The organism is Trebonia kvetii, from assembly GCF_007827045.1.
GTDB classification, from domain to species: Bacteria; Actinomycetota; Actinomycetes; order Streptosporangiales; family Streptosporangiaceae; genus Trebonia; species Trebonia kvetii.
Genome location: NZ_RPFW01000001.1, coordinates 1,696,727 through 1,722,834, shown reverse-complemented (window position 1 = coordinate 1,722,834; position 26,108 = coordinate 1,696,727). Strand labels below are relative to the sequence as shown.

General features: G+C 69.7%; 25 protein-coding genes. 19 read left to right on the top strand and 6 right to left on the bottom strand.

Going from position 1 to position 26,108, the window contains the following annotated elements; translation table 11 throughout:
• The first annotated feature begins 15 nt into the window (after nt 1-15).
• The 6 genes from EAS64_RS45660 (at nt 16) to EAS64_RS07795 (ending at nt 7,368) form a co-directional block, all read left to right on the top strand.
• Nucleotides 16-1,515 (top strand): helix-turn-helix domain-containing protein, encoded by a 1,500-nt coding sequence (locus EAS64_RS45660; protein ID WP_246115563.1) that lies wholly within the window; start codon nt 16-18, stop codon nt 1,513-1,515.
• Between the two features lie 42 nt (nt 1,516-1,557).
• Entirely contained in the window at nt 1,558-2,025 is a 468-nt protein-coding gene (purE, locus tag EAS64_RS07815) for a 5-(carboxyamino)imidazole ribonucleotide mutase (protein WP_145852421.1), read from the top strand.
• Nucleotides 2,026-2,230: 205 nt separating this feature from the next.
• The gene (locus EAS64_RS07810) at nt 2,231-2,434 is read left to right on the top strand and encodes a hypothetical protein (RefSeq protein WP_145851948.1); all 204 of its coding nucleotides are present in this window, start codon (nt 2,231-2,233) and stop codon (nt 2,432-2,434) included.
• 89 nt (nt 2,435-2,523) lie between these two features.
• Nucleotides 2,524-3,687 (top strand): acyl-CoA dehydrogenase family protein, encoded by a 1,164-nt coding sequence (locus EAS64_RS07805; RefSeq protein ID WP_145851947.1) that lies wholly within the window; start codon nt 2,524-2,526, stop codon nt 3,685-3,687.
• An 82-nt stretch (nt 3,688-3,769) separates the two neighbouring features.
• Entirely contained in the window at nt 3,770-5,506 is a 1,737-nt protein-coding gene (locus EAS64_RS07800) for an ABC transporter ATP-binding protein (RefSeq protein WP_145851946.1), read from the top strand.
• A complete protein-coding gene (locus EAS64_RS07795; protein WP_342782022.1) occupies nt 5,503-7,368 on the top strand; it encodes an ABC transporter ATP-binding protein in 1,866 nt (621 codons plus the stop codon). The genes EAS64_RS07800 and EAS64_RS07795 overlap by 4 nt, the downstream gene beginning before the upstream one ends.
• A gap of 104 nt (nt 7,369-7,472) precedes the next feature.
• Here the strand turns inward: EAS64_RS07795 and EAS64_RS07790 are convergent, their stop codons facing one another.
• Nucleotides 7,473-8,450, bottom strand: a complete 978-nt coding sequence (locus tag EAS64_RS07790; RefSeq protein ID WP_222849073.1) for a LacI family DNA-binding transcriptional regulator — start codon at nt 8,448-8,450, stop codon at nt 7,473-7,475.
• A gap of 254 nt (nt 8,451-8,704) precedes the next feature.
• On the opposite strand from EAS64_RS07790, the gene EAS64_RS07785 reads away from it, so the two are divergent.
• Nucleotides 8,705-10,072 (top strand): ricin-type beta-trefoil lectin domain protein, encoded by a 1,368-nt coding sequence (locus tag EAS64_RS07785; RefSeq protein ID WP_145851945.1) that lies wholly within the window; start codon nt 8,705-8,707, stop codon nt 10,070-10,072.
• A complete protein-coding gene (locus tag EAS64_RS07780) occupies nt 10,069-12,219 on the top strand; it encodes an RICIN domain-containing protein (protein ID WP_222849072.1) in 2,151 nt (716 codons plus the stop codon). The genes EAS64_RS07785 and EAS64_RS07780 overlap by 4 nt, the downstream gene beginning before the upstream one ends.
• Before the next feature lie 148 nt (nt 12,220-12,367).
• Here EAS64_RS07780 and EAS64_RS07775 read toward each other — a convergent pair whose 3' ends face one another.
• Entirely contained in the window at nt 12,368-12,595 is a 228-nt protein-coding gene (locus EAS64_RS07775) for a hypothetical protein (RefSeq protein WP_145851944.1), read from the bottom strand.
• 216 nt (nt 12,596-12,811) lie between these two features.
• On the bottom strand, nt 12,812-13,465 hold the full coding sequence (locus tag EAS64_RS07770; RefSeq protein WP_187365753.1) for a hypothetical protein: 654 nt from the start codon (nt 13,463-13,465) through the stop codon (nt 12,812-12,814).
• Nucleotides 13,466-13,704: 239 nt separating this feature from the next.
• Here EAS64_RS07770 and EAS64_RS07765 point away from each other — a divergent pair, with 239 nt between their 5' ends.
• The gene (locus tag EAS64_RS07765; protein WP_145851943.1) at nt 13,705-14,100 is read left to right on the top strand and encodes a hypothetical protein; all 396 of its coding nucleotides are present in this window, start codon (nt 13,705-13,707) and stop codon (nt 14,098-14,100) included.
• On the opposite strand, the gene EAS64_RS07760 is transcribed toward EAS64_RS07765, so the two are convergent.
• Nucleotides 13,984-14,781, bottom strand: coding sequence for a class I SAM-dependent methyltransferase (locus EAS64_RS07760; protein WP_187365752.1), 798 nt, complete (start codon nt 14,779-14,781; stop codon nt 13,984-13,986). The genes EAS64_RS07765 and EAS64_RS07760 overlap by 117 nt on opposite strands.
• Before the next feature lie 146 nt (nt 14,782-14,927).
• On the opposite strand from EAS64_RS07760, the gene EAS64_RS07755 reads away from it, so the two are divergent.
• The 5 genes from EAS64_RS07755 (at nt 14,928) to EAS64_RS07740 (ending at nt 19,266) form a co-directional block, all read left to right on the top strand.
• Nucleotides 14,928-15,431, top strand: a complete 504-nt coding sequence (locus tag EAS64_RS07755) for an RNA polymerase sigma factor (protein WP_145851942.1) — start codon at nt 14,928-14,930, stop codon at nt 15,429-15,431.
• A complete protein-coding gene (locus EAS64_RS44600; protein WP_222849071.1) occupies nt 15,428-16,156 on the top strand; it encodes a hypothetical protein in 729 nt (242 codons plus the stop codon). Before EAS64_RS07755 ends, EAS64_RS44600 begins: the two co-directional genes overlap by 4 nt.
• Nucleotides 16,153-16,926 (top strand): ATP-binding cassette domain-containing protein, encoded by a 774-nt coding sequence (locus EAS64_RS07750; protein ID WP_222849070.1) that lies wholly within the window; start codon nt 16,153-16,155, stop codon nt 16,924-16,926. Before EAS64_RS44600 ends, EAS64_RS07750 begins: the two co-directional genes overlap by 4 nt.
• 73 nt (nt 16,927-16,999) lie before the next feature.
• Nucleotides 17,000-18,604 (top strand): hypothetical protein, encoded by a 1,605-nt coding sequence (locus EAS64_RS07745; RefSeq protein WP_145851940.1) that lies wholly within the window; start codon nt 17,000-17,002, stop codon nt 18,602-18,604.
• On the top strand, nt 18,601-19,266 hold the full coding sequence (locus EAS64_RS07740) for a hypothetical protein (RefSeq protein ID WP_145851939.1): 666 nt from the start codon (nt 18,601-18,603) through the stop codon (nt 19,264-19,266). The genes EAS64_RS07745 and EAS64_RS07740 overlap by 4 nt, the downstream gene beginning before the upstream one ends.
• A 59-nt stretch (nt 19,267-19,325) precedes the next feature.
• On the opposite strand, the gene EAS64_RS07735 is transcribed toward EAS64_RS07740, so the two are convergent.
• Nucleotides 19,326-20,744, bottom strand: coding sequence for an MFS transporter (locus EAS64_RS07735; RefSeq protein ID WP_187365751.1), 1,419 nt, complete (start codon nt 20,742-20,744; stop codon nt 19,326-19,328).
• A 128-nt stretch (nt 20,745-20,872) separates the two neighbouring features.
• Here EAS64_RS07735 and EAS64_RS07730 point away from each other — a divergent pair, with 128 nt between their 5' ends.
• The 3 genes from EAS64_RS07730 to EAS64_RS07720 are packed head-to-tail and all read left to right on the top strand — an operon-like array spanning nt 20,873 to nt 22,505.
• Nucleotides 20,873-21,301 (top strand): hypothetical protein, encoded by a 429-nt coding sequence (locus tag EAS64_RS07730; protein WP_145851937.1) that lies wholly within the window; start codon nt 20,873-20,875, stop codon nt 21,299-21,301.
• Nucleotides 21,295-21,531 (top strand): helix-turn-helix transcriptional regulator, encoded by a 237-nt coding sequence (locus tag EAS64_RS07725; protein WP_145851936.1) that lies wholly within the window; start codon nt 21,295-21,297, stop codon nt 21,529-21,531. Before EAS64_RS07730 ends, EAS64_RS07725 begins: the two co-directional genes overlap by 7 nt.
• Nucleotides 21,528-22,505 carry an NAD(P)-dependent alcohol dehydrogenase gene (locus EAS64_RS07720; protein WP_145851935.1) on the top strand — a complete coding sequence of 326 codons (978 nt, stop codon included), beginning with the start codon at nt 21,528-21,530 and terminating at the stop codon, nt 22,503-22,505. Before EAS64_RS07725 ends, EAS64_RS07720 begins: the two co-directional genes overlap by 4 nt.
• 305 nt (nt 22,506-22,810) lie before the next feature.
• On the opposite strand, the gene EAS64_RS07715 is transcribed toward EAS64_RS07720, so the two are convergent.
• A complete protein-coding gene (locus tag EAS64_RS07715) occupies nt 22,811-24,172 on the bottom strand; it encodes a TrpB-like pyridoxal phosphate-dependent enzyme (RefSeq protein ID WP_145851934.1) in 1,362 nt (453 codons plus the stop codon).
• Nucleotides 24,173-24,418: 246 nt separating this feature from the next.
• On the opposite strand from EAS64_RS07715, the gene EAS64_RS07710 reads away from it, so the two are divergent.
• Both EAS64_RS07710 and EAS64_RS07705 read left to right on the top strand, forming a co-directional pair.
• Nucleotides 24,419-25,456 carry a sigma-70 family RNA polymerase sigma factor gene (locus EAS64_RS07710; RefSeq protein WP_145851933.1) on the top strand — a complete coding sequence of 346 codons (1,038 nt, stop codon included), beginning with the start codon at nt 24,419-24,421 and terminating at the stop codon, nt 25,454-25,456.
• Nucleotides 25,453-26,058 (top strand): TIGR03086 family metal-binding protein, encoded by a 606-nt coding sequence (locus EAS64_RS07705; protein WP_187365750.1) that lies wholly within the window; start codon nt 25,453-25,455, stop codon nt 26,056-26,058. The genes EAS64_RS07710 and EAS64_RS07705 overlap by 4 nt, the downstream gene beginning before the upstream one ends.
• Nucleotides 26,059-26,108: the final 50 nt, after the last annotated feature.

Below are 26,108 nucleotides of genomic sequence, written 5' to 3'. Positions count from 1 at the left end.
GCATGTGGAGGCGTCGTGACAGTCGGCGAAACGCTGACCGAGGCCCGTTACCAGGCGGGCCTGTCGGTCGATGAGCTCAGCGAGCGCACCAGGATCCGCTCCACGGTAATCCGCAGCATCGAGCAGGACGACTACGCGGCGTGCGGTGGTGAGCTGTACGTCCGTGGTTACGTCCGCGCGATCGCGGGTGCGGTCGGCATCGACGCGCTGCCGCTGATCAGGGAGTTCGACCAGGCTCACCCGAGCGGCGGCCAAGGGGATGTTCCTCAGGCGGCGGAGGCGGCCGGCGTGCCTGACTCCGACGCGACGCGCTTCGACCTGACGGCGGTGCCAGCCGTCAGCCACCCTGCCGATCCCGACGCGACCCGCTTCGACCTGCCGGCGGTGCCGGCCTTCGACCCGCCTGCCGACCCGGACGCGACGCGGTTCGACCTGCCGATCATTCCCGGGCCGTCGTCCACCGCCGTGCCCAATCGCGCTGGGCCCTTTGACGCCGCGGACTTCGACACTGCTGCCTTCGACGCCGGCCTGCCGTTTGGCGCTGCGGCCTTCGGTACCGGTGCGCCCTACGGTGAGGCGCCGCCCACCGTGGGGACTCCCGCCGCGATGCCGCCGGCGGCGCAGCCGCCTGGCTCCCACGACACGCGGTTCGACCTCCGCCCGGTGACCGACGACCTGATGGCCGCCGGATATCAGCTCCCGGGGTCGCAGTCCCCGGCGTGGCCCGGCCCGCCGTGGTCGTCCGCGGCGCCGCCGCAGGGGCCGCCCGCCGCGGTGCCGTCGGTGCGGGGCAACGGCGGACGGGGCCCGAGGCAGCGAGCCATCGCGTACACGGCGATCGCCGTGGCGGCGGCGGTCGCGCTTGTGATCCTGGCGGTTCGCCTGGCGGGCGGCGGCGCGGCCACGCACGGCGCGGCGGGCGCCACGCCTTCTCAGCAGGCCGCTGCGGCGGGCAGTGCCAGCGCGAGCGCAGCCGCCAAGGCGAGTGCCGAGGCCAAGGCCAGCGCCGCCGCGAAGGCGAGCGCGGCCGCGAAGGCGAGCAAGTCGGCGGCGGCCGCCGCGCGCGTCACCCACCTGCCCATCGCGGCGGCACGCGCGTTCGGCCCCGACGGCTTCGCCGACGGCGACAATCCGGGCCTGGCCGGGTATACGATCGCCGCCAACCCCGCGGAGATCTGGTCGACGCAGTGGTACGCCACACCGGACTTCGGGATGCTCAAGCACGGCACCGGCCTGCTGCTCGACCTCGGCAGCCCGATGACGATCACCGGCGTCCGCTTCGACCTCACCCAGTACACCGGGACCAACCTGCAGATCAAGGTCGGCAACGGCACGACGCCGCAGGCCCTGCGCGTCGCGGCGTCCGCCAACGGCACCGGCGGCGTGGTCCGGATCGCGCTGCCGCACCCGGAGGTGGGCAGGTACCTGGTGATCTGGTTCACCCTGCTCGCGCCCGACGGTGCCGGCCACTACCAGGAGAGCGTCTCCCACGTGGCGATCGCGGGCCACCGCTAGGCTTTGCTCGTGCAAAGTGATTCGCCGCTGGTCGGCGTGGTGATGGGCTCGGACTCGGACTGGCCGGTCATGGAGGCGGCGGCCGAGGTCCTTGACGAGTTCGAGGTGCCCTACGAGGCGGATGTGGTGTCCGCGCATCGCATGCCGCGCGAGATGATCGCCTACGGCGAGCAGGCGGCGAGCCGCGGCCTGCGGGTGATCATCGCAGGTGCGGGCGGCGCGGCGCACCTGCCCGGCATGCTCGCCTCCGTCACACCCCTGCCGGTGATCGGGGTTCCCGTGCCGCTCAAGCACATGGAGGGTCTCGACTCGCTGCTGTCGATCGTGCAGATGCCCGCCGGCATCCCGGTGGCCACGGTCGCGATCGGCGGCGCCCGCAACGCGGGACTGCTCGCGGTACGCATCCTGGCGGCTGCCGACGAGGCGCTGCGCGCGCAGATGATCGAATTCCAGGCCCGGCTCACGGCCACGGCCAAGGCCAAGGGCGAGGCACTCCGCGCCCAGCTCTAACGGGGAATGACCACTCTCGGTGGCCAACCGAACACCTTCGGTATCGGTTTGGGCACGGTGCGTCGGCAGGGGTGTTTAGCCAAGCGCCGGTAGGGCATTCTAGAGCCTGCGCGGGCAGCCGGAACGGGACCGGATGCGAGTGTTCGGTGTGGGGATTGGGCACGCTGCGCGGGGGTCTAGGGGGTTGTTTGTAATGGCTTTCTCAGTGTCTAAGAACCGTCCGTTCCGTTCGCTGGGCTTCGGCAAGTCCAGCGGCAAGCATGCCGCACCCAAGGGCCGGGTACCCGAGCAGCGGCAGTCCGTTGAAACCACGACCACTCACGCGCACCGTCCGGCCCATGCGGCCACCATGCCGCGGCTGACCGGCCCGCAGGCCTCGTCGGCGGCCACGGACGACAAGGCGGCGTAAACACCGAGGTCTAACCGCGCCCGCCCGGCATCCAACGATTGCCGGGCGGGCGTTGCCGTGACCGGGCGGTTACTGATTAGCATCGAGACATGAGCACCTTCGCACTGTCGGAAGAGCACGAGGCACTGCGGGAAGCCGTCCGGGCGCTCGCGGACGACAAGATCGCGCCGCGCGCGGCGGACATCGACCGGGCCGCCGAGTTCCCCTGGGACGTGTACGAGGCACTGGTCAAGGCCGACTTCCATGCGGTGCACGTGCCAGAGGCCTACGGCGGGGCAGGCGGTGACGCGCTGGCGGCGGCGCTGGTCATCGAGGAGGTCGCCCGCGCGTGCGCGACGTCCTCGCTGATCCCCGCGGTGAACAAGCTCGGCACGATGCCGCTGCTGCTCGGGGCGTCGGACGAGGTGAAGCAGCGCTATCTGCCGCCCGTCGCGCGCGGCGAGGCCATGTTCTCCTACGCCCTGTCCGAGCCCGAGGCGGGATCCGACGCCGCCGCCATGCGCACCCGCGCGGTCCGCACCGAGGGCGGTTACCTGCTCAACGGCGTGAAGCGGTGGATCACCAACGCCGGGGTGTCCAAGTACTACACGGTCATGGCGGTGACCGACCAGGACAAGGGCGCCGACGGCATCACCGCGTTTGTCGTCGAGGACGGCGACCCTGGCTTCAGTTTCGGCGCGCCCGAGCACAAGCTGGGCATCAAGGGCTCGCCCACCCGCGAGCTGTACTTCGACAACTGCGAGATCCCCGAGTCCCGCCGCGTCGGCGACGAGGGGGAGGGGTTCAAGATCGCGCTGCGCACCCTGGACCACACCCGCGTCACGATCGCCGCGCAGGCGCTCGGCATCGCGCAGGGGGCACTCGACTACGCGCTCGGCTACGTCAAGGAGCGCAAGCAGTTCGGCAAGGCGATCGCCGACTTCCAGGGCCCGCAGTTCATGCTGGCCGACATGGCCATGCACCTGGAGGCCGCGAGGCAGCTCACCTACGCCGCGGCGGCACGCTCCGAGCGCGCGATGCGGGGCGAGAAGGTGCCCGACCTGACGTTCTTCTCCTCCGCATGCAAGACGCTGGCCTCCGATGTGGCGATGTCGGTCACCACCGACGCAGTGCAGCTGCTTGGCGGCTACGGCTACGTCAACGACTACCCGGTCGAGCGCATGATGCGCGACGCCAAGATCACCCAGATCTATGAGGGTACGAACCAGGTCCAGCGCATGGTGATGGCCCGGCAGCTGCTCAAGGGCTGGTGAATGGCCGTGTCCGGCTCAAGGCTGATTTCGGGCCGCCGCCCGGTGCGGTAAAGCAGGCGGAATACCCACCTACCCTTGTCCTGTGCTGATCCGCCTGCTGCGCACCTACCTGCGCCCCTACCGTAAGCCGCTCGCGTTCCTCCTGGTGCTGCAGTTCGCGCAGACGCTGGCCACGCTGTACCTGCCGACGCTGAACGCGGACATCATCGACAAGGGCGTGGTCTTGCACAACACGCACTGCATCCTGACGACCGGCGGCGTGATGCTGGCGATCACCCTGGCGCAGATCCTGTGCGCGATCGGCGCGATTTACTTCGGCGCGCAGGTCGCGATGGCCCTCGGCCGCGACGTCAGGCAGGGCATCTTCCGCCGGGTGCTGATGTTCTCCGACCGCGAGGTCAACCACCTCGGCACCTCGTCGCTGATCACCAGGACCACCAACGACGTCCAGCAGGTCCAGATGCTGGCGATCATGACGTTCACCCTGCTGCTGTCCGCGCCGATCATGTGCGTGGGCGGGATCATCCTGGCGCTGAACCAGAACGTGCAGTTGTCGTCGCTGCTGCTTGTCGCGGTGCCGCTGCTCGCCGTCATCCTGGCGCTGATCATCCGCCGGATGCGGCCACTGTTCCGGCAGATGCAGGAGCGGCTGGACGGCATCAACGGCGTGCTGCGGGAGCAGATTACTGGCGTCCGCGTCATCCGCGCGTTCGTGCGCGACCCGCAGGAGCGGGAGCGGTTCGCCGTCGCGAGCAACCAGCTGTTCGATGTGTCGCTCGGGGCAGGGAAGCTGATGGCGCTGATGTTCCCGTCGGTGCTGCTCGTGCTGAACCTGTCCACCACCGCCGTGGTGTGGTTCGGCGGGCACCTGGTCGCGGACGGGACGATGCAGATCGGGGCGCTGACCGCGTTCATCACCTATCTGGCCCAGATCCTGACGTCGGTGATGATGGCGACGTTCATGTTCATGCTCGTGCCGCGGGCCGAGGTCAGCGCGGAGCGGATCATGGAGGTCATCGACACCGAGCCGGGAGTCGCCGCGCCGGCCAGCCCTCGGCCCGCGGGCCAGCAGCCCGGCCGGCTTGAGCTGCGGGACGTCGAGTTCCGGTTTCCAGGTGCCGAGCAGCCGGTGCTGCACGACATTAGCCTGACCGCGTTGCCCGGGCGGACCACGGCGGTCATCGGCGGGACCGGCAGCGGCAAGACCACTCTCGTCAACCTCATTCCGCGGCTGCTCGACGTCACGGCCGGGTCGCTGCTTGTGGGCGGCGTCGACGTGCGGGAACTCGACCCGGCTGAGCTGTCGGCGGCCGTCGGGCTAGTGCCGCAGAAGCCGTACCTGTTCTCCGGGACGGTGGCGACGAACCTGCGGTACGGCAACCAGCAGGCCACCGACGAGGACCTGTGGCGTGCGCTGGAGATCGCTCAGGCCCGCGACTTTGTCGAGCGGATGCCAGACGGGCTGGATTCGCGGATCGCGCAGGGCGGCACGAACGTGTCAGGCGGCCAGCGGCAGCGCCTGGCGATCGCCCGCGCGCTGGTGCACAAGCCGCAGATCTACTTGTTCGACGACTCGTTCTCCGCCCTCGACTACGCGACCGACGCGCGACTGCGATCGGCGCTGGCGACCCAGGTGACCGACGCGACCATGATCATAGTTGCGCAGCGGGTCGCCACCATCAGGCACGCCGACCAGATCCTGGTGCTTGACGCTGGCCGGATCGTGGCGCGCGGCACCCATGCCGAGCTGATGGAGTCGAGTGAGACCTACCGGGAGATCGTCCTCTCCCAGCTAACCGAGCAGGAGGCTGCGGCGTGAGCGAGGAACGGGCGACGCCCGAGCGCGGGCCGCGTCCAGCGGCCCCTGCGCAGGGCCCCGCGCGCTTCATGGGCGGCATGTCCACCGAGAAGGCGCTGGACTTCAAGGGCTCGGGCAGGCGGCTGCTTGGCATGCTCAGCCCGTACCGACTGCTCGTGATCCTGGCGCTTGCCCTCGCGGTCGGCAGCGTGACCCTGTCCGTGCTCGCGCCCCGGCTGCTTGGCGAAGCGATCAACCTCGTCTTCGACGGGTACGAGTCGCACCACGGCGTGGACTTCGGTCACGTGGGGCAGATCGTCGTCGTCGTGGTCGCGCTCAACGTCGGCGCCTCGGTCTGCGCGCTGTTCCAGGGCCGGCTGACCGCGACCATGGTCCAGCGGTCGGTGCTCCGGCTTCGCGAGCAGGTGCAGGCCAAGCTGTCTCGGCTGCCGTTGAGCTACTTCGACCGGCAGTCCCGCGGCGAGATCCTGAGTCGCGTCACCAACGACATCGACAACCTCCAGCAGTCCGTCCAGCAGACGCTGAGCCAGCTGGTGACCTCGCTGCTGACGATCGTCGGCGTGCTGGCGCTGATGTTCGTCGTGTCCTGGCAGCTGGCCCTGATCGCCCTGGTCACCGTGCCCGCCTCCGCGGTGGCGATGCGCAAGATCGCCAAGCGGGCGCAGCCGCAGTTCATCAGGCAGTGGAAGTTCACCGGGCAACTGAACGGCCACATCGAGGAGATGTACACCGGGCACGCGCTGGTGACCGCGTTCGGCCAGCGGGAGGAGGCCTTGGCGACCTTCACTGAGCAGAACGGGGCGCTCTACCAGGCCAGCTCCCGTGCGCAATTCATCTCCGGCACGATCCAGCCGCTGATGATGTTCATGTCGAACCTGAACTACGTGCTGGTGGCCGTCGTCGGCGGCCTGCTGATCGCGGGCGGCTCGCTCACCCTCGGCGCGGTGACGGCATTCATCCAGTACTCGCGCCAGTTCAGCCAGCCGCTGACCCAGGTCGCCAGCATGGCGAACCTCCTGCAGTCGAGCGTGGCATCCGCCGAGCGGGTGTTCGCGCTGCTCGACGCTCCGGAGCAGGCGCCTGACGCCGCCGAGCCGGTCAGGCCCGCCGAGGTCCGCGGCCGGGTCGAGTTCGACGACGTGTCGTTCAGGTACGCGCCGGACCGGCCGCTGATCGAGCACGTCTCGCTGACCGTGGAGCCAGGGCACACCGTCGCCATCGTCGGCCCGACCGGCGCGGGCAAGACGACGCTGGTCAACCTGCTGATGCGGTTCTACGAGATCGATTCGGGCACGATCCTGCTCGACGGCGTCGACACCGCGAAGATGAGCCGGGAGGAACTGCGCGGCCTGACCGGCATGGTGCTGCAGGACGCCTGGCTGTTCGGCGGCACGATCGAGGCAAACATCGCCTACGGCTCGCTCGGCGCCACCCACGAGCAGGTCGTCGAGGCAGCGAAAGCGACGTACGTGGACCGGTTCGTGCGGACGCTGCCCGATGGCTACGACACGGTGCTCGATGACGAGGCCGCCAACGTCAGCGCGGGAGAGCGACAGCTGATCACGATCGCCCGCGCCTTTCTGGCCCGTCCTGCCGTGCTCATCCTGGACGAGGCGACCAGCTCGGTCGACACCAGGACAGAGGTGCTCCTCCAGCGCGCGATGGCGTCCCTGCGGCAGGGCCGGACCAGCTTCGTGATCGCCCACCGGCTGTCTACCATTCGCGACGCCGACGTGATCCTGGTGATGGAGAACGGGCACATCGTCGAGCAGGGAACGCACTCGGTGCTGCTGGCGGCGGGCGGCGCGTACGCGCGGCTGTACGAGGCACAGTTCGCCCAGGCCATGGAGGAGGTCGCCTGATTCGCTCGCGTGTCCGGCGGACGTGTGCGTGCTACTGAAGGGGTGAACGCTGAACCGGTGGCCCGGGCGCCGGGCCGGTACTGCCCCGCACGATCAGGCGCGTCTCAAGCTCCATGCTCAGCGCCTCGTGGGGGTGCCCGTCGAGCTCGCGCATCAGCATCGACGGCCGTGCGGCCCATCTCCTGCAGCGGCTGGCGGACGGTGGTGAGGCGAGGTGTCGTGGCCCGGCTGACGTCGATGTCGTCGAAGCCGGTGACGGAGAGGTCTTCCGGCACCCGCAGCCCGCGGGCTGCGGCCGCTTCCATCACCCCCACCGCGACCTTGTCGTTGAAACAGACCACGGCGGTTGGCCGCGGCCGCATGTCGAGCAGTTCCCCGCCGGCCCGCACTCCCGTTTCCGCCGCGGGCTCGCCGTGCCGTACCAGTTCCTGGTCGCCAAGCACGCCCGCCTCGGCCAGCGCAGCGAGGTGACCGCCGACCCGGTCGTCTCTGGTGCGCCAGTACGGCGGACCGGTGACCACCCCGATCCGTCGGTGCCCGAACTCAATCAGGTGCCGCGTGACGGCACGAGCGCCGGAAAAGTGCGCTGCGGAGATTGACACCATGTCACGCGGCACGCTGGTGCGCGGGTCCACCAGCACGAATGGGTAGCCGCGCGAGGCTAGTACCTCAAGGTCGGCGTGCGGCTCCGGTGGAAGAATCAGCACCGCGCCGCAGGCGTCGCGGCGGCCGGGCAACTCGCGCACCACGGTGGACTCCACCACCGCGTCGCCTGCGTCGAGCAGCATGCCCTGGCCGTGCAGCGCGAGTGTCTCCGCGACCGATGTGACGATGTGCCCGAAGTAGTCGGTGAGCAGGTAGGGGCAGCGCACGAACACGGGCAGGCGAGTGACCCGGGCCGGGGACCGCGGGCGCGGCTCAGGCGCGCGGTCGCCAAGCCGTTCAACCACCTGGCGCACCCGCTCACGGGTATCCGAGGCGACGTTGCCGCCGCCGTTGAGCACCCGGGAGATGGTGGCGATCGACAGCCCGGTCTCTGCCGCGATGGCGCGCACAGTGACCCGGCCGGTTCCCCCTGCCAAGCCTGAAACAAATTCTTGTTTCATTGCCTCTCCAGAAGAGCGCCTTGGCTAAGGATTAACAAAGAATCAACACCGCACAAGGTGTCTTGACGCTTATGCACCGCGCTGCTCCAATAACTGACAAGAAGGTTTCCTATTTGTTTCTGAAACGCATTGTTTCAGAAACAAAGCAGACCTCCAAGTCCGCCCCGGCGGGTCACCTCGGCAGTGCCGCGTCCCGCCAGAACCCTTGGTCGAAGGGATCACCGATCACCATGCGCATACCAAGAACCCCAAGGAAGTCGTGGTCGGCCGCACTCGCCTTGGTCGCGGCCACCGCACTCGGGTCCGGCGGCTTCGCGCTCGCCACCGCGGGATCTGCCGCCGCGGCCGGCGCCGCCTTCCCGGCCCATTTCGCCGCTCCTTACCTGCAGATCAGTTCGTCGGACGCGGGAGACATGGCAGCCGACGAATCCGCGACCGGATTGAAGGACTACACGCTGGCCTTCCTCATCCCGCGGTCGGGCTGCACACCGTACTGGGAGGATGACGGTTCTGGAGTAGGCGCCTTCGCCTCGCAGATCAGTGCCATTCAGTCATCAGGCGGCAACGTCATCGTCTCCTTCGGCGGCGCATCTGGCGCTGAGCTCGCCCAGACCTGCACGAACGTCTCGCAGCTGACCGCCGCCTACCAGAACGTGGTGAATACCTACGGCGTCACCCGGCTGGACTTCGACATCGAGGGCGGCGTGCTATCGGACACCGCCTCCACCGCGCGGCGCGACCAGGCGCTCGCCGCGCTGCAAGCCGCGAACCCGGCGGTGCAGGTCGACTTCACCCTCGCCGTCTCACCGCAAGGACTGCCAACCGGCACCGGCTCGGAGTACGCGCTGCTCCAGGACGCTAAGGCCAAGGGCGTGAAGGTGTCCGTCGTGAACATCATGACGATGGACTTCGGCGCCGGGTCCAACGACCTCGCGGACGCCGAGTCCGCCGCGCAGGGAACCGCTGGCCAGCTCGCGGGCCTGTACGGGATCTCCACCTCGGCGGCCTACGCCATGATGGGCCTGACGCCGATCGCCGGCACCAACGACGACGGCACCGTCTTCTCCACCGGCAACGCCTCGTCGCTGGAAAGCTTCGCCGCCGCCAACGGCGTCGCGGAGCTGTCCTTCTGGGAGGTCGACGGCTACGACAAGCCAGTCGGCTATCAGTACTCATCGATCTTCAACAAGATCACTGGCAGCAGCGGCGGCGGCACTACGGCCAGCGGGCCGATCACCGGGTATCAGGGCCTGTGCCTGGATGACCGCTCGGCCAGCACCGCGAACTTCAACCCCATTCAGGTCTACAGCTGCAACGGCACCAACGCGCAGAACTGGACCGTCAACAGCAACGGCACCCTAACGGTCCTTGGCGACTGCCTCGATGTCGCCGGCGCCGGCACGGCCAACGGGACCAAGGTTGACCTGTACCCGTGCAACGGCACCGGCGCGCAGTCCTGGGTCCACCAATCCAACGGCGAGCTCGTGAACACGAACTCCGGCAAGTGCCTCGACGACACCGGCTACGGCGGCTCCGGCACCCAGGTGCAGATCTGGGCCTGCGCCGACACCTCCAACCAGCAGTGGAATATTCCGTGAAGCGCCGACTCATCGCCGTCCTCGCGACGATAGCCCTCATGGTCGGCCTCGCGATGGCGTCCGCTCACCACGCACAGGCCGCGACCACCGGGGCGATCACCGGATACCAGGGCCTGTGCCTGGATGACCGCTCGGCCAGCACCGCGAACTTCAATCCCATTCAGGTCTACACCTGCAACGGGACCAACGCCCAGCAGTGGACCGTCGCATCCGGCAACACGCTGCAGGTACTCGGCATGTGCCTGGACGTCAACGGGGCAGGCACCGCGAACGGCACCCTCGTGGACCTGGACACCTGCAACGGCACCGGCGCGCAGGTCTGGGTACCGCAGTCCAACGGCGAGCTGATCAACCCCAACTCAGGCAAGTGTCTCGACGACACCGGCTTCGGCGGTTCGGGCACCCAGGTGCAGATCTGGGCCTGCGCCGACTCCGCCAATCAGCAGTGGACGCTGCCGAGCGGCGGGGCGCCCCCGGGCAACACGCCGAATTTCGGGTCGAACGTCTACGTGTTCAGCACCTCGATGTCCACGAGCACGATTCAGGGCGACATCAACGCGGTCTACAACACGCAGCAGTCGAATCAGTTCGGCACCCAGCGCTATGAGCTGATGTTCGAGCCGGGCATCTACAACGTCAGCGTCCCTGTCGGCTTCTACACCGAGGTCGTCGGCCTCGGGCAGAACCCGACGCAGACGGTCATCACCGGCGGCGGCATCTACGCCAACGCCGCGTGGAACAACGGGAACGCCACGGAGAACTTCTGGCGCGGCGTGGAAAACATCACCATCGACCCGTCGTCGGGCAGCACCGAGTGGGCGGTCTCGCAGGCCGACCCGATGCGGCGGGTGCAGATCGACGGCAACCTCGTGCTCGACGACAACTCCTCGGGCAACACCTCGAGTAACTGGTCGTCGGGCGGCTTCATCAGCGACTCGGTCGTCACCGGCCAGGTCAACTCGGGCACACAGCAGCAGTTCATCATGCGCAACGACAAGCTGGGCAGCTGGACCGGCTCGAACTGGAACATGGTGTTCGTCGGCAGCACCGGAGTGCCGGGCCAGAGCTTCCCGAGCCCGCCGTACACGACGGTGAGCCAGACCCCGACCGTCGACGAGAAGCCCTACCTGTACATCGACTCGTCAGGGAACTGGAACGCGTTCGTGCCGTCGAACAGGACGAGCTCGTCTGGTGTCTCCTGGGGATCGGGGAACACGCCGGGAACCTCGCTGCCGATTAGCGATTTCTATATCGCGACGCCAGGCAGCACGGTCTCCCAGATCAACGCCGCGCTGGCGGCCGGCCAGGACCTGCTGTTCACTCCCGGCGTCTACCAGGTCAACGGCACGATCAACGTCACCAACCCTGACACCGTGGTGCTCGGACTCGGCCTGGCCACCCTGGTGTCCAACGGCGGCGCCGCGATCGTGCAGACAGCCGATGTCAACGGCATCCGCATCAGCGGGCTGCTGTTGGACGCAGGCACCGCCAACAGCTCCGTCCTCGTGCAGATCGGCCCGTCCGGGTCCAGCGCCAGCCACGCGTCGGACCCGATCGTGCTTTCTGATGTCTTCGCCCGCATTGGCGGCGCCACCGTGGGCAAGGCCACGCAGACGCTGCAGATCAACAGCGCCAATGTGATCGGCGACGACCTGTGGCTGTGGCGGGCGGATCACGGCAACAGCGGCACCGTCGGCTGGACGACCAACACCGCCGCCAACGGCATGGTCGTCAACGGCGCCAACGTGACCATGTACGGACTCGCGGTCGAGCACTACCAGGCCGTGCAGGTCCAGTGGAACGGCAACGGCGGAGCCGACTACTTCTACCAGAGCGAAATGCCCTACGACCCGCCGAGCCAGTCCGCCTGGATGGACGGCTCCGCGGACGGCTATCCGTCTATCGCGGTCGCCAGCAGCGTGACCAGCTTCAAGGCCTACGGCCTCGGCGTCTACTGCTACTTCAACGTGAACCCGAGCGAGATCAGCGCGAAGGCGCTCACCTCGCCGGCCACGTCCGGAGTCCAATGGAACGACATGGTCACGGTCTCGCTTGGCGGCACGGGAACCATCCAGCACATCATCAACGGCACGGGTGCCACGGTGAACTCATCAAGCACGGTAGCCGACCTGACCGCCTACAGCTGACCACAACCCCGGTAGGCCCGGCCGCATCGAGTGAAGTCGATTCGGCCGGGCTCTCCGGCGCTGCTACCGCAACCGCGAGGGCCGCCGGACTATTCAGTCCGGCGGCCCTGGTGGTACCGATTCCCCGCTGGGGACGTACCCCCGTGAGCTACGCGGCGAGCAGCCGCTCGAAGAACGAGCGGTAGAGGCGCAGGCCCTGCCTGAGCTCCTCGGTGGAGATCTGGTCGCCGCCTGCCCAGCGGTCTTCGAGCTCGGCGCGCTCGGTGGCGAACATCGAGGCCAGCCGCTGCATGAGCTCCGCTACCAGCGCGTCGGCCTCCTGGACCGCGACTTTCGGCTCATCGACGAACTCCGCCTGAATGTCCTTCCAGCGCATGGTGATGCTCTGCAGTTCGCCTTCGTCCAGCAGGCTGGCGTGCGGTCCGGCCCCCGCTGCGGTGCTGCCGTCGGGAATGCCGCGGTCAGCGCGCCCTGGTCCCGCGAGATCCGTGCCGAGGAGACCGGCGTCGTCACGGTTAGCTGTGACCTGGGCTGGCAGCGGCGATCTGCTCCGTGGTCAGCCCCCGGTCCTGGGTGTTGTCAGACTCGTTCATCATCCGTCTCGCCGTCCTATCCTGTGGTTGTCGTATTCCGCGTCAGCAGCCACGGGACCGGAGCTGTCGATTTCCCCGGCCTCCGCGTCGTCCGCGATGACCTGGGCATGTGCTGCGCCGTCGCCTTCCGGGCGGAGCAGTTCGTCGAACAGCGACCGGTACCGCAGCAGTGCCTCGCGCAGGTCTTCTGTGCTTGCCTGCTGGGTCTGGGCGCGCTGCTGTACGGCATGCGCGAACCGGTAATTCTCCACGGTGTCCGGATGGTCGACCGAGACTAGGTCGGCCTGCGTATCGAAGTCGTTCATCGGGTAGCCCCGCGCTTCCATGACTCGTGTGATGAGGGCGTCGGCAGCACCCGCGGCTTGCGCCGGCTGGTCGACGAAGCGCTCCTGCAGCTCACGCCATTCTTCGGCGAAGCTCAGCCGGGTGGCTTCCGGCAGCGGCTGCACGTCGAACTGTGCACGCTGCCTCTGACGTGCGAGAAGCTCGGCCTCAGCCGCCCGCCGGTCCTCGCGGTTCTCTACTGTGCGGTCGTATTCCGGGCCGAAGTGGTCGCGGAGCACGGCGGTCCTGCGCTGCCTGGCCCGCACCGCGACCAGTGCGACGACGACCACTACAGCGATGGCGATCACGACCCATATCCAGGTAGCCATCTGATTCTCCTATCTTCGGAGCTGCTGCTACCCAGTCACAGAAGCCCAAACGGCCACGCATCCGCTCACAGACGGGGCGCCCGAGCCAGGCGCCCTCGGCCAAACCCTGTTTCATCCGGCCGGCCCCGGGCAGAGGTCGGCGGACCTTGCGGCAGCGGCGGGCCCTGCTGGACGCGCGGCGAGCTGGAACGACTTGCCTGGTCCGTGGCCGCCGCCAGCAGCCAACCACGGGAGAAGCCATGACTGACCCGAAGACTTCGCGTCATGTCGAGATCAAGGACGACGACGACCGGACCGCCGCGGTAGCGGAAGTGACGACCGCCGCAGGTCCGGAAGGCACCGTCCGGACCTCCATGCACGCGAAGAACGAGCACGTAAGGCCCGGGGACCGGACCGCATTGGTCGATGAGGTGATGGACCTGCCCGAGGTCAGGGCAAGCGACCGGGTGGAGGCCGCCGTCCCGCTCGGTGATGCCGAGTCGGTTGAGCGGCTCAGGGAGCGCACGGACGATGCGGTCCTACGGGCAGCGGGCAGCACCACGCTCCTCGACGCGAACGTGCCCCAGGATGACGAGCACCGGCGGGCCCAGCCGCCGACCGGGGACCAGCCCGCCGATGCCGGCGACGAGTCCTAAGACAGCGGCGAGAACGCAGGCTACGGGCGGGCTCAGGCGGAGGGTCTCGGTCCTCAGCCGCGTGAAGCCGGCGCCTCGCAGCAGGTCCTCGATTTCGCGGGCGGCGCCGCGGGTCGTGTCGGCTGTGGCACCCGCGCAGCGCGGCTGGTACACGATCGCAATGCGCCCGCCGGGCGCCAGCCGTTGCCGCAACTCGGCGAGCCGCTCGGCGGGCGCAGGCCAGAATCCCAGAGAGTTGACGGCGATGATGGCGTCGAAGGGGCCGTCGAGAGCGGGCGGAATCTGCTCGACGGAGGCCCGCACCAGGGTGACCCGCCCGGCCCTGATGGCGGCGGCGTTGCGCCGTGACGCCTCCCTGACCATTACTCCCGAATGGTCCATGCCGTACACGTGGCCTGCGCCGGCGCGGACCAGTTGCGCGATCGCCACGCCGGGACCGAAGCCGATCTCAAGGACCCGGTCGGCGGGCCGTATGCCGAGCAGCGATATCGCCCAGCGGCTGCGCTGCCTGTTGGACGGGCGGTAGGCCATCTCCCAGGCGGACACGCGGCCCGCCGTGCCCCGAGGATGATGCGCCTGGCCGACGACGTCGCGGTCCAGGGCACGCACCGCGGCGATTCCGGCATGCGAGACCACGTATTCCACGGCTGTTGTCGCTGCCCCTCGGACTGCCCGTGTCATGTTTGCCTCATGTCGTGTTCCCATGCCCGGCAGTCAACGCCTTCAAGTGCAGCTGAAGTCAATAAACAAGGCGGCCTGCTCACCATCGGGGAACTCGCCCGCCGCGCTGGTGAACCGCACCGGCCTCCGGTGCAATAGATGAAGTGATGAACGACGACGAGCTCATCGCGGCCCTGGCCGCGGGCGACGACACGGCACTGCGCGAGCTGTTCACGCGGCACGCGCCGTGGCTGGCCGCGCGCCTGCGGGCCGCGCTGCCGCCGCCGGACGTCGAGGACGTGCTCCAGGAGACGTTCCTCGCGGTGTGGAAGGGCGCGGGCGGCTACCGGCCGCACGGGACGCCGCAGGCCTGGATCTGGGTGATCGCCCGTAACCAGGCCGCACTCCTGCTGCGCAAGCGCGGCCCCCTCGCCGTGCAACTCGAGGAAATCCCGCAGGCTGGCGCGGACCCCGCCGAGGCCGCCGCGATCCGCGCCGACATCGCGGCGGCCCTGTCGGGTCCGGAGGGAGACGTGCTGCGCCTCATGTACGTGGAAGACCGCCCCGTCGCCGAGGTCGCCGCGCTGCTCGGCGTTCCCGCTGGAACGGTCAAAAGCCGCGCCCACCGCGCTCGCCGCCTGCTGCGGGCCGCCTTGGGAGGAGCAAGATGAGCATCCCGAACGGAAGCGGCCGCCTCTCATCCGCCGATGACCCGCCGGGCGGTGTCGACCTGAACCGGGTGTGGACCGGGGTTGCCGCCGAAGTCTGGCGCCGGCGGCCAAGCCGGCTCGAGCGCGCCGCGTCGCGGCTGCTGCGCTCACCCGGCCTGGCTCGTGCCCTGGTCACCACCCCGTCGCTGCTGCTGCCCTGGCTGATCTCGACGGTCGTCGTGTTCGGCGTCGGCGCGCTGGTCAGCCTCGGGCAGGGCCAGCCGCTCGTCTGGCTGGTGGCGCCCGCGGTCGCGGCGACCGGCGTCGCCTTCGCGTACGGCCCGGGGCTCGACCCCGCCTGGGAACTGGCCGCGAGTTGCGCGCTGCCCGACCGGATGGTCCTGCTTACCCGGGTGGTTGCCGTGTTCTCGGTGAACGTCGTGCTCGGGCTGCTGGCCAGCGCGGCGTCTGGCGCGGCAGCGGCGCTGACGTTCGGCTGGCTGATCCCGATGGCCGCGGTATGCGCGCTGGCGCTCGCGGTCGCGGTGGCCGCCAGGTCGGCGCTGGTCGGCGCCGCCGCGGGAATCGCCGGCTGGGTGATTACCGTGCTGTCCGCCCAGACCGCGAGCGGCCAGGTCACCGCCTCGGTCACCAACGTGGCCGCCTATCTTCCCTACCTCCTGGTCGCGGCCTGCTGCGCCGCGATCGTCAGCTACGCAACCCGCCCGCGAAGGGGGCAGCAGTGAACGTCGACATAACGGATGCCCGCCGCTCGTTCCGCAAGAACAAGGCGGTCGATGGCGTGGACCTTCAGCTGGGGCCAGGCGTCTTCGGCCTGCTCGGCCCCAACGGGGCGGGTAAAACCTCCCTGCTGCGCATGCTCGCCACCGTGCTGCCGCCCTCGTCGGGTGAGATCCGGCTGCTCGACCGGGACCCGCGCGGCGCCGCGGCACGCAGGGAGATCCGGCGCCGGCTCGGCTACCTGCCGCAGAACCTCGGCTATTACCCGTCGTTCACCGTGGTTGAGTTCATCGAGTACTTCGCGCTGCTCAAGGAGATGCCGTCGGCTGCGGTGCCCAAGGCGGTCGCGACGGCGGTGGAGCGGGTGGATCTCGGCGTGAAGGCGAAGGCCAAGCTGCGCACGCTGTCCGGCGGCATGCTGCGCCGCGTCGGCATCGCGCAGGCGATCGTGAACGATCCGGACCTGCTGCTGCTCGACGAACCCACCGCCGGCCTCGACCCGGAGCAGCGGGTCCAGTTCCGGTCGCTGATGCGCTCGCTCGGCGAGCGCGCCACGGTGATCGTGTCCACGCACCTGGTCGAGGACGTGGGCGCGGCGTGCGGTGAGGTGGCGCTGATGTCCGACGGGAAGATCGTGTTCCGCGGCACGCCGGCCGAGCTGACCGCCCGCGGCGAGGGGCACGGCGTCGGCGACGCGCCGCTTGAGCGCGGCTACAGCGCGGTACTGTCCGCGGCACGGCTTTCCGGGGCACAGTCGGGAGCGGTGTCCTCATGAGCGAGCTTGCGAGCGAATCGGCAAGTACTGTGCGTCCGCGAATGCGGACTCCGAGCGCCAGCGAGGTGTCCTCATGAGCGTGCTGAGTGTGCCCCCTTCGCGGTCGGCACCGTCCCGGCTGGCCCCATCCTGGCTGGTGCTGCCCGGGCCAGTCCGGGCGCTGCGGCTCGAGTTCAAGCGGAGCGCGGTGCCGTGGGTGCTGCCGCTGCTCGTGGCGGTGTTCTACTACGACGCGCTGCGCACGGCCGAGGGGTCACCACCCGTGTGGTCGGTGCGGGCCTCCGTCATCTACGACCACATGCCGTGGGCGTTCGGCGTGTTCGCGGCCGGGCTCGCCGCCTGGGCGGGGTCGCGGGAGGGCCGCAGGAAGACCGTGGATCTGGTCGGCACCACGCCGCGCGCGGCGTGGGCGCGGCAGTCCATCGCACTGGCGGGAACGCTGTGCTGGGTGCTGCTCGCGTTCCTCGCCGGGGTCGCGGTGATCTACGTGCAGACCGCCCTGCAGGCGACCTGGGGCGGCCCGCCGCTATGGCCGGTCTTTGTCGGCGTCGCCTGCGTGACCGTGGTGACCGTGCTCGGTTTCGCCGCCGGGGTGTTCTTTCCCGGGCGGTTCACCGCGCCGCTTGCGGCCATCGCCGTGTTCCTGCTCTTCCAGGTCGGCTTCCGCCAGGTACTGGGCATGTCGGAGACGTCTGGCACGTACGCGCTGCTTTCCCCTGACACTGGTGCGCCGCCGCCCGACTTGGGGACCTACTACCAGGTCGCCCCGGATGTCTCGATGGTGCAGGTCATGTTCATGGCCGGAATCGCGGTCGCGCTGTTCGGCGTGCTCGGCCTGGCGCAGGGGCTGCGCGACCTGGCGGCGGGCGGCGGCAGCGCGGCGCTGCGCGCCGTGCTCGCCCGCGGTGACGGCTGGCTGGTCCGCGCGGTCGCGGCCGTGCTCATCGCCGGCGGCGTGGCGGTGTCCGCGGTCGCGTTCTCGCTGGCGGGGACGGCGCGACCGGAAGCGGTGACCGGCGGGTGGGAGATCCCCGCGGTGCACTCGGCGGCCACCGACCAGCCGGTCGCCGCTACCCCTGACTGCACGTCCGGGTCCGGGTTCCAGGTATGCGTGCACCCGGCCTTCGGCTTCTACCTGCACCAGGTCGCCGCGGAGCTCGACCCGGTGGCCGCCGAGATCGCCGGCCTGCCCGGGGCGCCGGTCGCCGCTCGCGAGGCGGCGAGCCAGGTCAGCGGGCAGGAGGTGCTGAGCGGCATCTCCGGCAACCCGCCGGTGTTCGTGTACACCGCCGATCATGTGGGCGCCTACTTCGGGCTGTTCTTCGGCTTCGACCCGCAGGGCTGGCAGGAGGGATTCCAGGAGGGGCTGCTCGACGCGTTCCTCGAGGCGCCGGCCCCTCCGGGACCGTCAAGCGCCAGGAGTAACGGTCCCGCCCAGCTTGACGCGGCGCAGCAGGCGGTGGAGGACGTGCTGCTTGCCGGGGTCGGCTCGCCGCCGCTCGGCGCGTCAGCCGGCCACACGGCGTCGAACGGGAAGCTGAGCGAGGCGACGCTGGCCGACATCCAGGTCGCGGCGCAGCGGTTCGGCGCGCTGTCCGCCAGCGCGCGGCACGCCTGGCTCGCTACCCACCTGGCCGCCCTGCGGGCCGGCACCGTCACCCTGGCGCAGCTCCCGTGACCGCCGCGCCGGTGCTGAAGCCGCCGGCCGCCCCGGCCGGGACGGCGCGGCGGCTCCCGGGAGGCATCCGGCTGACCTGGCTGCACCTGCGTACCCGCCGCGTACCGGCCGGCGTCGTCGCGCTTGCCGTTTGCGGCGCGGTGCTGCACGCGGCGCTGCGCTGGAACTGGACGTTCGACTCAGGGCCGTACGCGCAGCAGGTCCCGATGATCATCGAGGCGGGCGCGGCGGCGGTGATCGCGGTGACCGCGCACAGCCCGTTCGGCGAGCAGGAACGGGCGGCCGGGTGGTGGCTGCCGTTCCTGCGGCTGTTCGCCGCGCTCGCGCTGACGGGCATCGCGATCCTCGCCTTGCAGCTGGGCGCGACCGGGCAGAGCCTGAACGCGGGCGTGCTCGTGCTGGCAAGGAACGTGATCGGGTTCACCGGCCTCGGGCTGGCGTGCTCGCTGGTCACCGGCGGTCTGCTGGCCTGGACGCTGCCGCTCGGCTACATGATGTTCTGCCAGTACGCGCTGCTCGAATCCTGGCGGGCCCCGTGGGCCTGGGCCGTCCGGCTGCCGGCCGACCGCGGCGCCTGGATCGCCACGTCCCTGGTCCTCGCGGCCGGCCTGCTGCTGTTCACCGTCCGCGGTCCCCGCACCCGCCTCAGCGATGACAGTTGACGGGCAGGAGAATCCGAGGTCCCGCCCGGCTCCCGGCAGTTGCGTCTTCGACAGGACTTCTAGGTGTCAGCGGCTTCGTCCGCCGAGCGCGGCGAGGTGAGCCTGCCGGGGAGCCGCGTTCCCGCGATGACCGCGGTGACGGCAACCGCGATGGCGAACGAGAACGCCAGTGCCACCGCGGTGCCATGGCCGGTCCCGGTGCTTGACGCGGCCACGATCGCTCCCGCCACTCCGATGCCGACGGCCTGACCGAGCACGTCGCAAAGCTGCAGAGCCGAGGTCGCCCGGCCCTCCTCGCCCGGTGCCGCGCGATCGAGCGTGGTCAGCGACAGCGGGGAGTAGGCGGTGCCGATTCCTCCGCCTGCCACTGTCCACGCGACGATCGCCAGTGCGGGAGGCACGGATGGCAGCAGCACGGCGCACATCAGGGCGACGCCAACGGCGACCAGGCACTCGCCGATGCGGACCAGGCGGCGCGGACCGTAGCGGGCGATGCACCTGGCCTGCACCCACGATCCCGCCGTCCAGGTGAGGGTCGACGCGGTGAGCGCGATGGCGGCCAGCACCGTCGGGGCATGGCGGACGGTAACGATCGCATACGGGACATAGGCGTCACCCGCGAAGAAGCAGCACGTGAGCAGCGCCCTGCTGAGGATCGTGACGGTCAGCCCAGGCCGCGCGGTCAGGTATCTGGGCGGCGTCAGCCGGCGCAGCGAGGCAGCGAGCAGGACTCCGCCTGCGATGCCGCCGCCGACGACCACGGGCAGGACGCCGGAGTTGAGCGAGGCGAGCGCCGTGCCGGCGCCGGCGACTACGCCAAGCACGGCCAGGTACGGCACCGTGGCCGGGTCAGGATTCGCGGGCGGCGGGACGTTCCGCAGGGCAAGCACGACAAGCGCTCCTGCCGCGACCACCAGCGGGATCAGGCCAAGGAACACCCAGCGCCAGCCAACCGCGGTGGCCACCAGGGCGGCGATAGCCGGCCCGACCAGGCCGGGCACCACCCACGCGGTGGACAGCACGGCGAACATGCGCGGTCGCGCACCGTCCGGGTAGCACCGGGAGATCGCGACGTAGGCGACCGCGGGTACGACTCCCGCGCCAAGGCCCTGCACTGCCCTGCCCGCCACGAGAACCGCCATGTCCGGCGCGGTCCCGCCTATGACCAGGCCGAGAGCGAACAGGCCGAGCCCGTAGAGCATCGGCCGGCCCAGGGACACGCGGTCTGCCAGTGTCCCGGCCACCACGATCCCGACTAGGCTCGCCAGCAGGAACGCGCTGAACACCCATCCGTACAGGCGCAGGTCGCCCAGGTGGCGGCCGACCAGCGGCAAGATGGTGGCGACGGCGAGTGCCTCGAACGCCACGAAGGTGACCGCGAGCACGAGACCGACCGTGAGCGCGCGGCGCGAGGGCGCCCATATCCCGTCCGCCCGGCTGTCTGCTGTCGTTGCGGTCCTGGTCACGTCTGTGCTCACCAGGCCGAGAGTAGAACCTCAACTGCGGTTGAGGTCAAGCACGGTCGTCGATGTCAGATATTTTTGACATCATGTCAAACAAGGCTTACGCTCTTGCATGTAAAGAATTTTAGACATCGGGAGGGGCCGTGACCCACCAGGAAAAGCGCGCGTGGATCATGCTGGTGGTATCGGCGGCCGCGTACGGCGTCTATGCGGCGGTGATCCTCAGCCGGGCCGGCGGCCATCCGCTGGTCCGGGTCCCGTACGCCGCCGCGCTGCTGTGGACGGTCGGCGCGGCTATCGGCGCCTCGGTCGTGGCCGAGACGGCACTGGGGGTCGTGAACCGCGGTGACTCCCGCCTCAGCGATGAGCGCGACCGGCAGATCGGCACGCTCGGCGACCGCGTCGGTTCGTCCTTCGTGGTGATCGGCGCGGTCGCGGCGATGCTCATGGCGATCGCCGGATGGGACCGGTTCTGGATCGCCAACGTGATCTACCTGTGCTTTTTCCTCTCGGCGATCCTGGGTTCCGTCACCAAGGTCATCGCCTACCGGACGGGCGTCCCGCAGTGGTGAAGCCGACAAGGGTCACGAACTCCCTCCGGGCCCTGCGGTTCGCCAGCGGTGAGATGACGCAGGCCGAGCTCGCCGACCGCATCGGCGTGACCAGGCAGACCATCATCGCCATCGAGCAGGGCCGGTATTCGCCGTCGCTTGAGATGGCCTTCCTTATCGCCCGCGTGTTCAAGGTGCCGCTCGATGACGTCTTCCATTACCCCGACACCTCCGAGGAGGACTCTCAATGAAAGCGATCGTCCAGGACGTGTACGGCTCCGCCGACGTCCTCAAGCTCCGTGAAATCGGCCGGCCGTCGCCCGGCGACGGTGAGGTCCTCGTCCAGGTCCGCGCCGCGAGCGCCGATCCCGGCGTGTGGCACATGATGACCGGCGTCCCCTATCTGATGCGGGTGATCGGGTTCGGCTTCCGGCGGCCGAAGGTGTCCGTGCGCGGCCTGGCCCTATCCGGGGTGGTCATCGCGGCAGGCCCGGGCGCTACCCGGTTCCAGCCGGGCGACGAGGTATTCGGCACCTGCAGGACCGGATCGTTCGCGGAGTACGCGGTGGCCAGGGAGGACCGGCTGGCGGCCAAGCCGGCGACCGTGACCTTCGAGCAGGCGGCCGCGCTGCCCGTCTCCGCGCTCACCGCGCTCCAGGCCGTGCGGGACCAGGCGAAGGTGCAGTCCGGACAGCGCGTCCTGATTACCGGCGCGGGAGGCGGCGTCGGGACATTCGCCGTGCAGCTCGCAACGGCGCGCGGCGCGAGCGTGACCGGCGTCTGCGGCCCGGCGAAGGCGGACCTGGTGCGGTCGGTCGGAGCCGACAGCGTGATCGACTACACCCGGCAGGAGATCGACGGCGACGGCAACCGCTACGACGTGATCATCGACATATCCGGCAGCCGCCCGCTGTCCGCGCTCCGCCGCGCCCTGGCGCCGCGCGGCGTTCTCGTCCTGACCGGCGGTGACCGCTACGACCGCCCCGTCATCGCGGGCATGGGCCGTCAACTGCGCGCTCCGTTCCTCTCCTTGTTCACCGGCCAGCGGCTGCGAGCCTTTATCGCCAGGGAGAGCGCCACCGACTACCAGGCCCTTGCGCAGCTCGCCGAGTCCGGCGCGATCACGCCTGTCATCGACCGCACCTACGCTCTCGCCGACGCCGCCGAGGCCATCAGGCAAATCGCGGCCGGCCATGCCACCGGCAAGGGCATCATCACCATCTGACGTTTCCCCGATCACCCGGCCCACTGGGCCGGCCACCTGGCCCCGGCAGGTGATGCGAGTGCCTGACTACCGGGCCCAGGCCTCGCCGAGCAGCGCGAGCCGAGGCTGTGGAGCACGTTGCCCTCGGCGGTGCGCGTCCCAATCTCCAACAGGAACGCCGACATAGCCAACACCCCGGTAACCGTAGACGTCACCTGTTGACCCGCAGTTCCTGACCGACGCAGGCACCGGGTAGGCGCCATCCGCGTGGCAGCCAACTCAGGCTGGCTGTAGCGGATCGCGCCTACAGGCGTGCGGCGAGCGGCCTAAACCGCCGGCAGGTTCGCCAGCGCCGCGTCGATCCGCTCCTGCGGCAGGTCGAAGTCGGTCATCTCGCCCGACAGGTACCGCTCGTAGGCGACCATGTCGAAATGCCCGTGACCGCACAGCGCGGTCAGGATGACCTTCTCCTCACCGCTCTCCGCGCACCTCTTCGCCTCCTCCACCACTGCGGCGATCGCGTGCGACGGCTCGGGCGCCGGGATGATGCCCTCTGCCCGCGCGAACGTGATCGCGGCGGCGAAGCACTCCCGCTGCGGCTTGGCGACCGCCTCGAACAGCCCGAGTTCGTACATGTGGGACAGCAGCGGCGACATGCCGTGGTAGCGCAGCCCGCCCGCGTGCACTGGGTCGGGGATGAACTGGTGCCCGAGCGTGTGCATCTTCAGCAGCGGCGTGAATCCCGCCGTGTCGCCGAAGTCGTAGGCGTAGATACCGCGGGTGAACGACGGGCATGCGGACGGCTCGACGGCCCGGATCACCGGGTTTATCCGCCCCGCCAGCTTTTCCCGCAGGAACGGGAAGAACAGCCCGGCGAAGTTCGACCCGCCGCCGGTACACCCTACGATCAGGTCAGGACCGGTCTCGCCGGCCATCCCGAACTGCGCCACGGCCTCCTGGCCGATCACGGTCTGGTGCATGAGCACGTGGTTCAGCACAGAACCGAGTGCGTAGCGCGTCTCCGCGGACCCGGCCGCGGCCTCGACCGCCTCCGAGATCGCGATGCCGAGCGATCCGGGCGAGTCCGGGTCGGCGGCAAGGACGGACAGTCCCGCCTGGGTGGCCCGCGACGGTGACGGGTGCACGGTCGCGCCCCAGGTCTGCATCATCGTGCGGCGGTAGGGCTTCTGGTCGTAGGAGGCGCGGACCATCCAGATCTCGCAGTCAAGCCCGTACTGTGCCGTCGCGAACGCCAGCGCGCTGCCCCACTGTCCCGCTCCTGTCTCCGTGGTGAGCCGCTTGGTGCCCTCAACCGAGTTGTAGTAGGCCTGCGGGACAGCGGTGTTCGGCTTGTGCGACCCGGCGGGGGAGACGCCCTCGTACTTGTAGTAGATCCGGGCGGGCGTGTTGAGCAGCTTCTCCAGCCGGCGGGCCCGGAACAGCGGCGTCGGCCGCCACAGCTTGTAGACGTCGATGACCTCGCCGGGAATGTCGACATACGGATCGGCGGTGACCTCCTGGCCGATCAGCTCCATCGGGAACAGCGGCGCGAGGTCGTCAGGCCCGACCGGCTGGAGCGTACCCGGGTGCAGCGGCGGCGGTGGCGGCGCGGGCAGGTCGGGGATGACGTTGTACCACTGGGCCGGTATCTGCGACTCATCAAGGATGAACTTTGTCCGCTCAGTCACGGTCTGCTCCATCTCTCGTTTGCGGATGCAGCACCTGATGCCTGTCAGGACACCAGTGAAGGCTGCGGCGCACGTCTTCCTCCGCACCATACGCCAGCGATGCGAGCACCAATAGCCCCGTGGGAATGGCCGACTAGCCGGTTCTGGCGCCAATGACCGGTGAGTTCTGCCCTCCGCGGGGATCTGTACAGACGGGGGCAGGACCGCCCGCCTTTTCCTCGAGGACGACGCAAAACGGAGTGGCATATGCAGACGACGACGCAAGCCGATCCGGGCAATGGAGCCGGCCCGGACAGTGAGGAGTTCGCGCTGCTGACCGATCAGTTCCGGTCGGAGCTGCTCGTCCACTGCTACCGGATGCTCGGCTCCGTTCAGGACGCCGAGGATCAGGTGCAGGAGACGCTGCTGCGCGCCTGGCGCAGCTATGGCAGCTTCGAGGGCCGTTCCTCGCTGCGCACCTGGCTGTACCGGATCGCGACCAACGCCTGCCTACGGGCGATGGAGCAGCGGCAGCGGCGCCCGCTGCCATCGGGACTAGGCGCGCCGAACGACGACCCGACGGGGCCCATCGGGCCGCCGGCGCCGGAGGTGACCTGGCTCGAGCCGTTCCCCGACGCGCTGCTGCGGCCGGAGTCGGCCGATCCCGCGGCGGTCACGGCTGCGCGCTCTGGCCTGCGGCTCGCGATGATCGCCGCGTTGCAGCGGCTGCCCGTCAGGCAGCGAACGGTGCTGATCCTGCGCGATGTGCTCGGCTGGCGGTCCGCCGAGGTCGCCGAGTTGCTCGGCGTCAGCGTGACCGCGGTCAACAGCGCGCTGCAGCGGGCCAGGGACCAGCTCAAGCGGGAGGCTCCCGAGGCGGACGAGATCAGCGAGCCGCCCGGCCAGGCGGACCGGGCGCTTATCGGCCGGTACGCGGCTGCCATCGAGAACGCCGACGTCGCGGCCCTCATCGAGTTGCTGCATGAGGACGCCACCCTCGAGATGCCGCCGATGACCGACTGGTTCCGCGGCCAGGACAACGTTGGCCTTTTCCTCGGCACCGAAGTGCTCACCGCTCCTGGCGTATTCACCGCGGTTCCGGCCGTCGCAAACGGCCAGCCCGCGCTCGCCATCTACCGTCGGGCGCAGGACGGCGCCCGACGCGCCTACTGCGTCCAGGTCCTCACCCTGCGCGGATCGCGCGTGGAAGGCATTGTCGCCTTCCTCGATCCCGGCCTGTTCGCCGCGTTCGGCCTCCCCGCCGAACTGCCCGCCGCTGGCGCGAACCTGGTGACCGGCCAGTGACCGTGCCCGATGCCGTGCGCTGGCCTGGCCGGGAGCATCGCCGCCTCAGCGAGGCTGTCGAATATGCCGACGTCGTGCTTAGCGCTGTCAGCGCGCGACTGCTGTCGAGCCCGACACCGTGCCGTGCGTGGAACCTTCGCATGCTCCTGGAACACGGCGACGACTCGCTCGCGGTCCTGCTTGAGGGCCTCACCGCTCAGCGGATCGCCGAGCCGCCAGCCGCCGCGCCGCCGGATCCTGCCCGTTCCGCTGCGGACCTGGTCGGTGCCTTCCGGCGTCGCGCCGCCGAGCTGCTCGACGCCTCGGCTCAGGCGGACAGCGGCTGCCTGGTCAGCGTCGAAGGCTACCCGCTGCCGATTGACTGCCTGCGGACGGTTGGCGTGCTGGAGATCGCCGTGCATGCATGGGACATCTCTCAGGCGTGCGGCCAGCGCCTCCCGCTTCCCGAGGACCTGGCCGCCTACCTGCTGACACAGGTCGGCCTGCTTGTCCCGCGCCTCGGCAGGGAGCCGCTGTTCTCCGCGCCCGTCCAGGCGCCCGCACGGTCCAGTTCCGGCGAGCGCCTCATCGCCTATCTCGGCCGCCCGGTCCGTCCCGCGTAGCGAACCAGACGCTCAGCAGCGTGCAGGCAACGAGGCCGCACTCTGCGTCG

Coding starts and splice junctions, on each gene's coding strand:
- EAS64_RS07785 (WP_145851945.1), top strand. CDS start 8,705: ATGCGCATACCAAGAACCCCAAGGAAGTCGTGGTCGGCCGCACTCGCC.
- EAS64_RS07765 (WP_145851943.1), top strand. CDS start 13,705: ATGACTGACCCGAAGACTTCGCGTCATGTCGAGATCAAGGACGACGAC.
- EAS64_RS07775 (WP_145851944.1), bottom strand. CDS start 12,595: ATGCGCTGGAAGGACATTCAGGCGGAGTTCGTCGATGAGCCGAAAGTC.
- EAS64_RS44600 (WP_222849071.1), top strand. CDS start 15,428: ATGAGCATCCCGAACGGAAGCGGCCGCCTCTCATCCGCCGATGACCCG.
- EAS64_RS07710 (WP_145851933.1), top strand. CDS start 24,419: ATGCAGACGACGACGCAAGCCGATCCGGGCAATGGAGCCGGCCCGGAC.
- EAS64_RS07760 (WP_187365752.1), bottom strand. CDS start 14,781: ATGACACGGGCAGTCCGAGGGGCAGCGACAACAGCCGTGGAATACGTG.
- purE (WP_145852421.1), top strand. CDS start 1,558: ATGGGCTCGGACTCGGACTGGCCGGTCATGGAGGCGGCGGCCGAGGTC.
- EAS64_RS07745 (WP_145851940.1), top strand. CDS start 17,000: ATGAGCGTGCTGAGTGTGCCCCCTTCGCGGTCGGCACCGTCCCGGCTG.
- EAS64_RS07720 (WP_145851935.1), top strand. CDS start 21,528: ATGAAAGCGATCGTCCAGGACGTGTACGGCTCCGCCGACGTCCTCAAG.
- EAS64_RS07770 (WP_187365753.1), bottom strand. CDS start 13,465: ATGGCTACCTGGATATGGGTCGTGATCGCCATCGCTGTAGTGGTCGTC.
- EAS64_RS07755 (WP_145851942.1), top strand. CDS start 14,928: ATGAACGACGACGAGCTCATCGCGGCCCTGGCCGCGGGCGACGACACG.
- EAS64_RS07805 (WP_145851947.1), top strand. CDS start 2,524: ATGAGCACCTTCGCACTGTCGGAAGAGCACGAGGCACTGCGGGAAGCC.